We start from the raw sequence: 11,724 nt of genomic DNA, 5'->3' as shown, positions 1-11,724 counted from the left end.
CCCCGGAATTGCGCGGTCGATCGCTGGCAGTGCCGGGGAAAGCGCGTGGCTGGTGGGAAAGTTCCTTAGCGCGTGGCCAGCGCCCAGACCTTCCGCATCAGTCCCGGCAGGGCGTTCGGGTCGAAGCTGGCGCGGGAGGTCTGCTCTCCGCGCGTGGTTCCGGCAGGCGGGCCGGTCAGGACGCGCAGGCGCAGGTCGAAATGGGTGAAGACGTGGCGGACCTCTCCCCGGTCGGTCCAGGGGCCGGGGCCGGGCGCGGGCAGATCGGTGCCGTCCCAGCCGGTCGTCGGGAAGCCCAGCGTGCCCCCCAGCAGCCCGCGCGCGGGGCGGCGTTCCAGCAGGACGGTTCCCTCGTCCATGGCGACCCAGACTGTGCCGGTGCGGATGGGCTTGGCGGGTTTCGGCACCTTGCGGGGAAGCTCGGGCGCGATGCCTTCCGCACGGGCGGCGCAGAGGTCGATCAGAGGGCAGATTCCGCAGGCGGGGTTGCGGGGCGTGCAGATGGTGGCGCCCAGATCCATCGTCGCCTGCGCAAAATCTCCGGGCCTTTCGGTCGGCGTCAGGGTTGCGGCAAGGCCCGTCAACTCGCGCCTGGCGGCGGGCAGCGGGGTCTGGATGGCGAACAGCCGGGCGACGACACGCTCGACATTGCCGTCCACGACCGTCTCGGGCCGGTCGAAGGCGATGGCGGCGATGGCGGCCGAGGTATAGGGGCCGACGCCGGGCAAGGCGGCCAGCCCTTCGCGCGTGTCGGGGAAGCCGCCGGCGGCGGCAACCATCCGGGCGCAGGCGATCAGGTTGCGGGCCCGGGCGTAGTAGCCCAGGCCCGCCCATTCGGCCATCACCTGCGCCTCGTCGGCGGCGGCGAGCGACTGGACCGAGGGCCAGAGGGCCGTGAACCGCTCGAAATACGACTTCACCGCCGCGACGGTGGTCTGCTGCAGCATGATTTCCGACAGCCAGACGCGGTATGGGTCCATCGGCGACGTGCCGGGCGGGGCGCGCCAGGGCAGGACCCGCGCATGGCGGTCATACCAGCCCAGCAGGCGGGGCGCGACTTCATCGCTGACGGCGGTTTCACGCAAGTTTGCCCCCTTGGTCATCGCCCCCATCTGGCATCCCGCGCGCAGAGCGTCCAGATTGGGCGCAACCTGTTCAAGGCCACGCATGACCGCCAGCTCCAAGCCCCCGCGCAAGCGCACCGCCTCGTCCGACGCCCCGCCGAAACGGCGGATGCGGGGGTTCGAGCCCGCCGCCTCGCTGGTCGCGCCCGAGGTTCGCAAGACCGCCGAAAAGCGCGGCTTCGCGGTGGCGCGGCTGCTGACGGACTGGCCCGAGATCGTGGGGCCGGAAACCGCCGCCCACACGCGCCCCGTCAAGGTCAGCCACGGCAAGGGCTTCGGCGCCACGCTGACGCTGCTGACCGACGGAGCCCACGCGCCCTTGGTGCAGATGCAGCTTCCCCGCCTGCGCGAAAGGGTGAACGCGGTCTACGGCTTCAACGCCATCGCGCGGATCGTGGTGACGCAGACCGCAGCTCAGGGATTCGCCGGGGGGCAGGCGCAGTTCCGCCCGGCCCCGCAAGTCGACTCTCCTCCGCCGCCCGAGGCAATTGCCGCGGCCGATGAAGTTGCCGCCCGCTTCGACGATCCGCGGCTTGCCGAATCCATGCGGCGGCTGGTGCTTGCCCGCGCCGCGCAGGATGCCCGGAAACGGGCGATGTTTTCCCACGACCGAAAGGCCAACCTATGACCCCGACCCTCCGCAGCCTGATCTCGGCCGCAGCGCTTGCCGCGCTGGCGCTGCCCGTGGCGGCCCAGACGACCGCCCCCGCCGAGACCGCTCCGGCAGCCGAGGCGCAGGCTGCCCCGGCGATACAGCCCGACATCTGGCAAGGCGCCGAGGATGCGCCGGTCGAGATGATCGAATACGCCAGCTTCACCTGCAGCCATTGCGCGGCCTTCCACACCGACGTCTATCCGCAGCTCAAGGCGGAATACATCGACACCGGCAAGGTCCGCTTCACCCAGCGCGATGTCTATTTCGACGAGCCGGGCCTGTGGGCCGGCATCCTGGCCCGTTGCGGCGGCGAGGAGAAGTTCTATCCCGTCGCCGGGATGCTGTTCGAAAAGCAGCGCGAATGGCTGGGCGCCAAGACCGGCGACGAACTGGCCGCGAACCTGCGCAAGATCGGTGCGATGGCGGGCTATTCGACCGAGCAGATGGACGCCTGCTGGCAGGACACGGCCAAGGTGGAAAGCCTGCTTGCGACCTTCCAGCAGAACGCGGTCGCCGACAAGATCGAGGGCACGCCGACCTTCATCATCGGCGGCGAAACCGTCCGCAACGCGCCATGGGAGCAGTTGAAGGCCGAGATCAACGAAAAGCTGGCCGCCGCGAACTGAGGCAAGGGGCCGCCCGCCAAGGCGGCCCTAGCCTTTCGGAAAGATACGATCCAGCGCCGCATCGAGCGGCGCCGGATCGTCGAAGGCCAGCCGCACCGGCAGGGTCAGCACCTTGGACCGGAAGCTGCGTGGCAGCCGCGCGGCATCCTTTTCGGTCGTGACAAGCTGCGCGCCAAGCATCCGCGCCTCGGTTTCCAGCCGCGTGAGCATCTGGCGCGAGAAGGGCTGGTGATCGGCCAGCGCCTCGGCCCGCACGATCCGCGCGCCCAAGCCCTGCAGGGTGGCGAAGAATTTTTCGGGGTGGCCGATGCCCGCAAAGGCAAGCGCGGGCAGCCCGTCCCAGTCCATCCCTGTCATCAGGGGGGAAAGCCGCCCCGTCAGGCGCGGCACCGGCAGGTCGGGCCAGCGGGCCGAGAAACTCTCTTGCGCGGCGGGTTCCCCGATCGTCAGTACCAGATCGGCGCGTGAAAGGCCCGCAGCCACCGGCTCTCGCAGCGGGCCGGCGGGAATGCATCGCCCGTTGCCCCAGCCACGCGCTGCATCGACCACCACCAGCGACAGGTCATGCGCCAGCGAAGGGTCCTGGAAGCCGTCGTCCAGCAGGATCGCCTGCGCGCTTGCCTCGATGGCCGCGCGTGCGCCCTTGACCCGGTCGTGAGCGACAAACACAGGGGCGAAGGCCGACAGCAGCAACGGCTCGTCCCCCACCTGCGCGGCAGAATGCCGGCGTTCATCGACGCGCAGGGGGCCGGTTTCCGACCCGCCATGGCCGCGGCTGACCACATGGGCGGCGATGCCCCGCGCCGACAGTCGCTCGACCAGCGCGATCACCGTTGGTGTCTTGCCGGTGCCGCCGGCGTTCAGGTTGCCCACGCAGATTACCGGAACCCCGACCCGCAGTCGGGGGCCATGGGCCAGCCGCCGCGCAGTGGCGCGGGCGTAAATCGCGCCCAGCGGACCCAGCAGCCGGGCCGTTGCGGCAGGCGGACGGTTCCAGAAGCCGGGCGCGGTCAGCATGATCCCTCCGGCACGTCCGACAGGACGGCCTCGGCGATGCGGCGGGTGATCTCGGCGCCGGCGGTCGCGACCTCCCACGCCTGCCGGGCAAGGCGGGCGGCGGCGTCTGGGGCGCTCAGATCCTCGATGGCAGCGGGCAGGGCGCCGGCCGAGTAAAGCCGCCGCGCCCCGCCGGCCCGGTCCAGCGCCTGCCACTCGGCAAGGTTCGCCGACAGATGCGGCCCGTGGACGATGGCAGAGCCAAGGCCCGCGGGCTCGAAGGGATGGCGCGCGCCGTCCGTCCCCCGCGTCAGCGTGCCCCCCATGCAGGTGACCGAGGCGAGCCGGTACCACAGCCCCAGTTCGGCGCTGTCCTCGGCCACCAGAACCTGGATGTCGGGATCGGGGTCCAGCGCCTCGCGCCGGGCGACGGTCAGGCCCCGCGCCTCGGCCGCATCGGCGATCGCACCGGTATCCTCGGGCCGGGCGGGCGCGATGATCAGCAGCGCGCGGTGATGGTGGGACAGCAGTTGTTCCTGCGCGGCAAGGATATGCGAAACTTCGGCCAGCGGCAGGGCGGCGGCAAGCCAGACGTGGCGGTCCTGCAGCAGAGGACGCAGGGCGGCAAGCTCGCGCATGTTGCAGGGCAGCGGCGGCAGGATGGGGGCGGCGCTGCCGATCACCTCGACCCGCTGCGGGGCGATTCCTTCACGCAGCGCGGCGTCCCGCGCCGCGTCGTCGGGGACAAGCACCCGGCTGAGCCGCGCCACCGGGTCCCGCCGCGCGCCACGCCACACCCGGCGGGCCGCAAGCCCGGCCAACTGGCCCGGCCCCGCGACCAGCGTTACGGGAACGCCCGCGTCGTCGCAGGCGGCGATAAGGGCAGGCGGCAGGAGGTCGTCCGTCAGGACCAGCGCGGCAGGCGAGGCCCTGCTGACCAGCATCCTGGCGGTGCCCGGATCGGCCGGCGAGCCGGGCAGGACGCTGGGCACCGCGCGACCGCCGCGTTCGACGGCCACCGGCCCCAGTGCACCCAGCCGGACGCCAGGCCGCCGGCGGCGCAGTTCCTGGGCAAGGTCGCGCCGGTCGGAGGCCCCCCCGCATATCAGGATCAGCGGGCCGTCGCCCGGCGGCAGCACAGGATCGGAGGGCGCATCCTCGGCCCGCCCGCCCCGGATCTGCAGCCAGAAAGCCAGATCACCGATGCCGCCCATCCTGCGCCTATGTCAAAACGGATTCGTCGGGGTCGTGCAGGCGATGCAGATGGGCGATGAAGTAGCGGATCTGCGCCTGATCGACGGTCCGCTGGGCCTGTGCCTTCCAAGCGGCATGGGCCGAGGCGAAATCGGGAAAGATTCCCACGAGATGGATCGAGGCGGGGTCGCGGAACTCGTGCGAGTCGGTCGACACAAGCTCGCCCCCGTAGACGAGATGCAGGCGTTGGGTCATCGGTCACCTTGCGGCTGATGTCAGGTGGAGGGCAGATACCCCGCCCGCACCCCGAGACCAAGGCGGAATATAAAATTCAAGATTTTCGGCGTTTGCCGGGAATCACTTCCTGTGCCATCTTCATCTCACGGACCCCGTTGGTCCAGGTTGAGGTTGGGTTTTCTGGTTTCGCGTGTGGTGGTTGAGGGTACGCGGGGGATGTGGGGTCCCGGTCTTGCGACCGGGACCCTGCGTTTTTCAGGCGGCAGGGACGAGGGTGGCGTCATCCGGGCCGCTTGAATCCCGTGCGCCAAGGGCCTAGCGGGAACCGATCGTCGCGGGCGTGGCGGAATGGTAGACGCATGGGACTTAAACTCCCTGGGGCGCAAGCCCGTGCGGGTTCGAGTCCCGCCGCCCGCACCACAGGCTTATGGCAAATGATCGATTTTCGATAACTTGCTTGCGGCCGGATGTTTTCATTCAGTGCGGGCACACTCCGCAGATCGTATTCAGCGGAAAGATGATCCAGGAGCGCGTCAGATCATTCGCCCCGAAAGGAAAAACTGTCTGATGTCATGTTGTGACAACCATTTCCAAGCCATTTCTGCATGGTAAGTCATTGTTTTTTCTAAGGCGGCGCTTCGGGTCGGCGGCGCACTTGGCCATTTTGCAAGCAAATAGTGGCCATCCCCTCGACCTCATACATTCCTGTCGATGATCGAGCGATGTCTAACTTCATGTAGGCGACAAACGCAAATCTTCCAAACGAAAAAGGCCGCCCCTACGGGCGGCCGTTCAGAATTTACAGTTGAAGGAAATCTGGCGTGGTCTTCTCAGGATCGGAGGGAGGCCGGGAGGTCTGCGGTGCTGTAAAGATCCATTCCTGCCTCGCGGCGAGAAATCGCAGGGCGCACGAAGGCGATCTTCAGCCGACGGACAACCTCCTTGTGCTCGACGCCCAGGCGAAGGGCGATCAGATGCACGGTAGTGACCCGCTCCATGAACTCGGAAACATCCTTCCTGTCGAAGCGGCAGAACCGGTAGCCGGACGGACCCTCGATCACGACCGGCTTCAGATCCAAATCATCAGGGGCATCGACGAGAGCCCAGCCGGTGTCCACCGGCAGCCACATCATCTTGAACGCTGCGGATGCCGAAAGGTGTGCCTGAACGTGATGAATTTGCGCCTGAACCTCTATCGGGTCCACGAGCACGCCAGCGTATCCAGCAACATCGGCAAGCTGGAACACTCGCTGCAGGTATCCACCGAGGATGAGGTGCACGATGGCGTAGCAGGGCACCTTCGCCTTTTCGGCAGCCTTCGAGATCGACACCACGCCGTCCGGCGCCGTCCCGACCATCATCGCATTTCTGCGGAGTGCCACGAGGAAATCAGCGACATGGGACGCATCTGCGGCACGCTGGGTCCGCCCGGGTGCAATGCCCGGCCCTCCGCCCACGCGCGTCAATATCCGCTCGGCAAGGAGTTGGTCGGCCTGGGGACGCGTACAGTTCAGCGCTTTCGGGAGCGAGATGACGTGTATCGATCGGCAGACGGATGCGGCGATGGTCCGCCCTGCATTTGCGTCGAACACATGGTATTCGCTGAGCGCTTCATCGGCAGGCACCAGGCCGCGACTGGCGAGGAAATTCCGCAAAGTGCGCGAGTTGAGGTTAACCTCCGAGGCGAGCGAGCGCACGCTGTGGAGCCGTCTTTCCTTCAGCGTGGCGCCGAGGATCTCCTCACCAGCCGCCACCTCCATGGTGTCGAAAATATGCTCGCGCAGGATCCGTTTGATGTCCCCCGGATCCTTTTTTCCCTTTGTCGAGGAAAGCCATTCGTAGAAGCGACCAAAGACCTTGCGCCGGCCCGGCTTGGCCTTGCCGCGAAACGCCGCCTGGACCTGCTGCAGGGCATCGCGAATTCCCGCTTCGCCAGCCGCCGTGCAGGCGTAGCCGATGCGGCCGGCGCGGTCCCATCCCGACGCGTCAAGTGCGGTGAGGTTCGCTCCGGCGCCAAACGCGATCAGCGCTCCCAGCATCTCGGTCGCTCGAACGGCCTGCTCGAGGGTCTGCCCATCCAGCCATTCCGGCCCTTCCTCACCCTCGAGACGCTGCATGACGTAGGTCTGCAGCGGAGAAGGCGATCGACGCTCGCAGTTGTCGGCAAGCGCCAACAGAGCGCCGCCACGCTCCGGAACGCGCTCGGCGAGCTCGTGGAACTGATCGCTCCATTTGTTTCTTGCCAGGTGCACCAGGGCGATCTCGTGGTGCGGACAGGTTCGAACCACCCGCAAGGTCCAGGCGAGACGCCCACGACGCGTCCCGGGATTGTCACCTCCTTTGATATCGTCCTGCGCGAGGCAAGCAGGGCAGAACACGGTGTCCGGGCTCGAGAGGAACTCGGCCGTGATCTCCTCGCCGCGCAGGTCCGCACGTCGTCTCCCAACCGTCCGCGCGGTGTTGCGAAGCACAGGAGCGCTATCGATCCCGGCCAAGGCGCAGAGGCGCTGCACAGCCTCGGTGTCACCGGCGGCGAGCGCTGCGGATCTTACGCCGATGTCGTGGAGAAACGGCACCAGCCGGCCCCCGGTGTGAAGTGCGGCAAGACGGGTTGCGAATGAGACCGGCGTTTCAAACGGATCAAAGGGGAGGAATGGAAAAAGGGTAGGCATGACGCATGCGCTCTGGGTGAAGAACTGGCTCTGGTTGCGGCAGGGTCAGGCGCGGCGGGGCGCGTCGACATCGATCTGCGACCAGCGTGGCGAACGGAAGATGTTCTCGCCGGGGGCGCAGCCCTCCTGCATGTCGTAGCTACGAGCGAAATGCTCGATCTCAAGGCTGGATGCACCCTCGTGAAGTGCCACCTCGATCGAATTGATGATCTGTTCGATGCAGCGACCAAAGCGGGCACGGCCGGCATGAATGAGGCGTGCGACAAGATCGTTCTTCTCCGGTGCGGCAAGTTTCGCCTGTGCCGAGAAGGTTTCAATCAGCTTCCAGAGGATCTTCTCGTCTCCAGCCATGGTGACCGACGGCAGCTCGATCCTGGAATAGCGGCGCTTCACCTGGTCGTCGTAGGACGCAATCTGCCACAGCGTCTCGATGCCGGTCAGGATGACAATGACGGCTCCTTCACCCTGCATCAACGACTTCAAAGTCTTGAGAATATCCTCGATCTCGCGAGCCGAACCGTTCCGAAACAGGTCGTGAGCTTCGTCGATCCAGAGTACGACGGTTCCGAGCAGCTGCAGCCGATAGCGCACCTGGGTCCAGATCTCCCAAGCGTGCCTCAGTCCACGAGCCTCGGGATAGCCGGCCTGCCGAAGGATCTCCAGACCCAGCGATTTCAGGGTGGCGGGGCTGGGCACCCGCACGCCGAGCCAAGGCATCCTGCCTGCCTCAGTGGTCTGAAGGGCAGGGTGCTCGCGGAGCGCATGATCCACGAGGGAGGTCTTTCCGCCGCCTGCACCATCCACGAGGGCGATACCCCGCGTCTCGCCTGTCGACGTGAACACTACCGGTGCCGCGATCTGGCGGCCCGTATCATCTCGTTTGATGAGCCGATCGAGATGCGTGCGAAACTCGCGATCACGCGGCAACTTCACGTATTTGGAGCGCAGGCCGTCGATGACGGCATGCACTTCACTGCACTGTATCTGCGGGTTTGTAGTCACCACTTGTCCTCGATCTCAAATCCTGGGTCGTCGTCAGCGTCTCCCTTCGGAGCCGCGTCACCCAAGGGATCTGCAGTCGAAGCGGTGGGCGCGGAAACGAATCCACGAGCGTTCCGCGGTTTTTTTTTTTCGCGAGACGTCGTAACTTCGTCTGAGCCGATGTCGTCTCCCGCTCCCCCCGCCATCTCATCGCCGAAGCGTGTGTCGGGAGAAGCGAGCGGCAGGCTGCGCTCGGACATGTCGAAACCGATCAGTAGCCGCTCCTCCTCTTGCAGAATCCGCGCCTCCGACCATTCGTCGGCGAGGAGGCCTATGCGCTTCATCGCCTGTCCATTGATCTCGTCGATGTGTCGGATTGCCTTGAAGACGATCTCTTCATCGAAGGTGACCTCATGCTTGAAGCGGATCTGGAGCTCTCGTGCGGCTGCCAGCCATGTTTGCGCCCATACGCCCTTGAAGCGATCAAACACGGCCGGCACCTCATACCACTCGCCATCGAGCTCGACCGCAATCGCCCCCAGGTCCTCACGGTACCAGCGCAGGTTTACCTCGCGCTTCTTCGTGCGCAGCATCCAGCGGGCCAATTCCTCGGAATGATAGCGGATGCCGAATACCGTAACGCCGGTCTTGGAAACGGTCCGCTTGAAGCGCGTCCCAAGAGCAAGCCGCCGACGTCGTAAGTCAGGAGCGGGGCATACGCCAAACTGTTCGATGAGGCGCCGCCAGCAGTTGGCAGGGGTTTCTCCCCCGAGCCCGGAATGGGCGCTGCGGTGATAGATGTCGACAACCCAGCGAATGATCGCAGCACACAGATCGTCTGCAGTCAGTGCAGCGCGCGCCTAGGGATCGTAGTCGCCCTTCTCGATCATGCTGCTGAACGTGCGCCCCGTAAGCCGCGGTGTGAGGCCGGTCGAGATAGTACCGAAGAACCGTTCGATGCGCGCCCGCATCTCCGGCAGCCCCGCGGGTGCATGCTCCACGCGGATGCCAAGGTCGCGCAACGCAAGTCGCACGTCGAAGGACGTGTTCTCGGTGCCGCAATCCATGACCACCAACTCGGGCGTTCCATAGTAGGCCCACGGGCTGAGTGCGCCGACAGCATCAGACCAGACACCCTTGTCGCGCAGCATCATCTCGATCGTCTGCAGGGTGGCCTGGGCGTTTGGAGCACGGCAGAGCCGCATGGCGAGGATGCAGCGCGTGGTCGCGCAGATCGCCACGGTCAGGTGCCATCGAGTCTTCTGATTGTCGAGACCCAGACGTGCCTTGTCTTCGTCGGACATGAAATGGGAGAGCCCGGAGGCAGCCGCCAGGGTCATCAGGTCGACCTTCCATGTGTCGAGTTCTACGCGCTGAAGCGGCCGCGTCAGATCCAGACCCTTCCCGACCGGCGCATACTTGTTGCGCGCACGGGCCGACCCCTCGCGGGAGAGATCGCAGCGGAATGGATCAAGTGATCTGACCGCCAATCTCACGGTTTCACGAGACGGCGAGACCAGTTCGGCCGCGCCCCGCGCGCGGCGGCTGCGGTTCTCCTCATCGAACTCCTATTGCACGTTCTCGTAGATGGTGGAGATCGACGGCTTGCGGTCGTCGAGATACCCGCCGACCACGCGGGACATGAGGGCAAGTTCGTCGGGACGGAGGCGCGATTGGCGATTGCCGCGGTTTTCGATGGCATCGTAAAGGCCGGGTAGCCCGAGTTTCACATAAGCACTGAGCCAACGCCGAACCGATCTGACACCGACCTTCGGCATGATCAGCGTGTCGGGATCGATGGCGTTTTCGTCGCACGCGCTCCGTTGAGAGCAAAACACTGCCGCTCTGACCTTGATGTCATTCAAAGCGGACTGGATGGATGCGTCGGTCCGCTTGACGCGGCCCTCCTCCTCCAGGGCGAGGAATGCCAGAACAACCGCCTCTCGGCGTTTCGCCTTGCGGTGCTTCTTTTCTCCCATGGTTGAGAGCATCTCGCTTGGGAGCTCGAGCCGCCGGCGCGCGCTTTCCGGAAGGAAAGCGTTCCGTTCGTGCGCGACGTGCCCGAGTTCGACGAGCCGCGCCATCTCGGTCCGGGAGTAGCTTTCCGCAACTCCCTGCCCGTCGGCACGAACCAGGATGTATGCCTTGTCGGTTTCGTCGACGGGCTGATACCTGGTGCCGTGAACAAGCACAGCATCATGCTTGCTGAAGGCGAAACGCGTTGTGCTCTCGCTGGGCATGAGGTCGAGCATCACGCAGCCCTCCGGCGGACAAAGGCGTCCGGTGCAATGCGTTCATGGGCCGCGAGCACGAGGTGGTGGCTACGGATCTGGCGCACGACGGCCCGGAAGCCACGGCCTCGCAGCCTGGTTTGCTCCGCCAGATCGCCGATCCGAACGGCGCCGATGATTCCGCTGACGGCACTGAGGATTGCCGCGTCCGCTTCCGGGTCGGGCACCCGGACAGCGTGGATGAGTTCGGCATTGTGAACCTCGACCGGGTCGAGGTGCTTCTCGGTCATCACGCAGACCCGGTCGGCGAACGCCTGAGGAACTTGGGACGCGATCCGACGTGCAGTCGCCTGAAACTTCGCCGTCGCCGCCTTGTGTGCGGACTTGACGATCAGCGCCACCCGACTTCCGTTTTTGGAGCGTGACCCGGAAGTCGAAGTAGTGTGTGCGCAGGACGTCCTGGTCGTCGGCCCAGCGAAATGGCAGTTGGTTTTCGAGGTCGATCACCTCGGGGCGAGCCAGCATCACCAGCGCGATCTGCATCTCGGTGTGGCTTTCGACCTCCATGGTCTTCCCGCCCCCTTCACCGAAGACGAGCGCACCGGTGAAATGGTGCTTGGAGCCCATGGTAATCCTGCGGGCGGCTGTAGGGGGTTCCGGAAGCTGCATGCCCCGGTCGAAGTTCTCGTGCATTGTCGGTTTTTCCGGTTCATGAGGCGTGGTTGGTGGGTTGTTGTCCTGATGGCGGATCAGGACTGTGTCTCTCGTTCTGGGGAAATTGATCCACCTGCGGATCCGCAAAGCGAAAACCTGCATCTTTCGCGCAAGACGTTGTCCGGTTGATAGAAATAACCGTTTACATCGTAATCTGGCGTGGCCAGGGTAATCCTCCCCGAAAGTAAGGGGCTTCATAAGTAGAATTTTCTCGGCAAGATGAACGAGGAGATTTCGAATGAAGACAAGCAGATACACTGAGGCTCAGATCATCGCGATCCTGCGGCAGGCTGA

The 11,724-nt window shown here is 65.5% G+C and carries 13 protein-coding genes and 1 tRNA gene; 4 read left to right on the top strand and 10 right to left on the bottom strand.

The genetic code is table 11. From position 1 onward, the window contains the following. Nucleotides 1–65: 65 nt before the first annotated feature. Nucleotides 66–1,085 carry an A/G-specific adenine glycosylase gene (locus tag H5395_RS14985; protein WP_255440722.1) on the bottom strand — a complete coding sequence of 340 codons (1,020 nt, stop codon included), beginning with the start codon at nt 1,083–1,085 and terminating at the stop codon, nt 66–68. An 82-nt stretch (nt 1,086–1,167) separates the two neighbouring features. Here H5395_RS14985 and H5395_RS14980 point away from each other — a divergent pair, with 82 nt between their 5' ends. Next, nucleotides 1,168–1,752 (top strand): DUF721 domain-containing protein, encoded by a 585-nt coding sequence (locus tag H5395_RS14980; protein ID WP_370576473.1) that lies wholly within the window; start codon nt 1,168–1,170, stop codon nt 1,750–1,752. Continuing rightward, nucleotides 1,749–2,405: a DsbA family protein gene (locus H5395_RS14975; RefSeq protein ID WP_182793371.1), complete on the top strand. Its 657-nt coding sequence runs from the start codon at nt 1,749–1,751 to the stop codon at nt 2,403–2,405. Before H5395_RS14980 ends, H5395_RS14975 begins: the two co-directional genes overlap by 4 nt. Before the next feature lie 27 nt (nt 2,406–2,432). On the opposite strand, the gene lpxK is transcribed toward H5395_RS14975, so the two are convergent. Genes lpxK through H5395_RS14960 form a run of 3 tightly spaced genes read right to left on the bottom strand, consistent with a single transcriptional unit; the run spans nt 2,433 to nt 4,850 of the window. After that, entirely contained in the window at nt 2,433–3,419 is a 987-nt protein-coding gene (lpxK, locus tag H5395_RS14970) for a tetraacyldisaccharide 4'-kinase (RefSeq protein ID WP_370576475.1), read from the bottom strand. Next, nucleotides 3,416–4,615, bottom strand: coding sequence for a 3-deoxy-D-manno-octulosonic acid transferase (locus tag H5395_RS14965; protein WP_182793369.1), 1,200 nt, complete (start codon nt 4,613–4,615; stop codon nt 3,416–3,418). Before H5395_RS14965 ends, lpxK begins: the two co-directional genes overlap by 4 nt. A gap of 7 nt (nt 4,616–4,622) precedes the next feature. Next, nucleotides 4,623–4,850 (bottom strand): DUF4170 domain-containing protein, encoded by a 228-nt coding sequence (locus tag H5395_RS14960; RefSeq protein WP_182793368.1) that lies wholly within the window; start codon nt 4,848–4,850, stop codon nt 4,623–4,625. A gap of 316 nt (nt 4,851–5,166) precedes the next feature. Between H5395_RS14960 and H5395_RS14955 the strand changes: the two genes are divergently transcribed. Then, nucleotides 5,167–5,252, top strand: a tRNA-Leu gene (locus H5395_RS14955). A 410-nt stretch (nt 5,253–5,662) separates the two neighbouring features. On the opposite strand, the gene H5395_RS14950 is transcribed toward H5395_RS14955, so the two are convergent. The 6 genes from H5395_RS14950 to H5395_RS14925 form a co-directional block, all read right to left on the bottom strand. After that, nucleotides 5,663–7,504 carry a TniQ family protein gene (locus tag H5395_RS14950; protein ID WP_182793367.1) on the bottom strand — a complete coding sequence of 614 codons (1,842 nt, stop codon included), beginning with the start codon at nt 7,502–7,504 and terminating at the stop codon, nt 5,663–5,665. 45 nt (nt 7,505–7,549) lie between these two features. After that, entirely contained in the window at nt 7,550–8,506 is a 957-nt protein-coding gene (locus H5395_RS14945) for a TniB family NTP-binding protein (protein ID WP_182793366.1), read from the bottom strand. Continuing rightward, a complete protein-coding gene (locus H5395_RS14940) occupies nt 8,503–9,219 on the bottom strand; it encodes a Mu transposase C-terminal domain-containing protein (protein WP_370576474.1) in 717 nt (238 codons plus the stop codon). Before H5395_RS14940 ends, H5395_RS14945 begins: the two co-directional genes overlap by 4 nt. A 126-nt stretch (nt 9,220–9,345) precedes the next feature. Beyond that, nucleotides 9,346–9,825 carry a DDE-type integrase/transposase/recombinase gene (locus tag H5395_RS14935; protein ID WP_182793365.1) on the bottom strand — a complete coding sequence of 160 codons (480 nt, stop codon included), beginning with the start codon at nt 9,823–9,825 and terminating at the stop codon, nt 9,346–9,348. 228 nt (nt 9,826–10,053) lie between these two features. Continuing rightward, on the bottom strand, nt 10,054–10,737 hold the full coding sequence (locus H5395_RS14930) for a hypothetical protein (protein WP_182793364.1): 684 nt from the start codon (nt 10,735–10,737) through the stop codon (nt 10,054–10,056). Continuing rightward, entirely contained in the window at nt 10,737–11,117 is a 381-nt protein-coding gene (locus tag H5395_RS14925) for a hypothetical protein (RefSeq protein ID WP_182793363.1), read from the bottom strand. Before H5395_RS14925 ends, H5395_RS14930 begins: the two co-directional genes overlap by 1 nt. Between H5395_RS14925 and H5395_RS14920 the strand changes: the two genes are divergently transcribed. Next, nucleotides 11,101–11,559, top strand: coding sequence for a hypothetical protein (locus H5395_RS14920; RefSeq protein ID WP_182793362.1), 459 nt, complete (start codon nt 11,101–11,103; stop codon nt 11,557–11,559). The two genes, H5395_RS14925 and H5395_RS14920, sit on opposite strands and share 17 nt — an antisense overlap. The last annotated feature ends 165 nt before the right edge of the window (nt 11,560–11,724 follow it).

This window comes from Paracoccus sp. MC1854 (assembly GCF_014164635.1).
Classification (GTDB): domain Bacteria; phylum Pseudomonadota; class Alphaproteobacteria; order Rhodobacterales; family Rhodobacteraceae; genus Paracoccus.
This window is presented reverse-complemented; position numbering and strand designations above follow the sequence as displayed.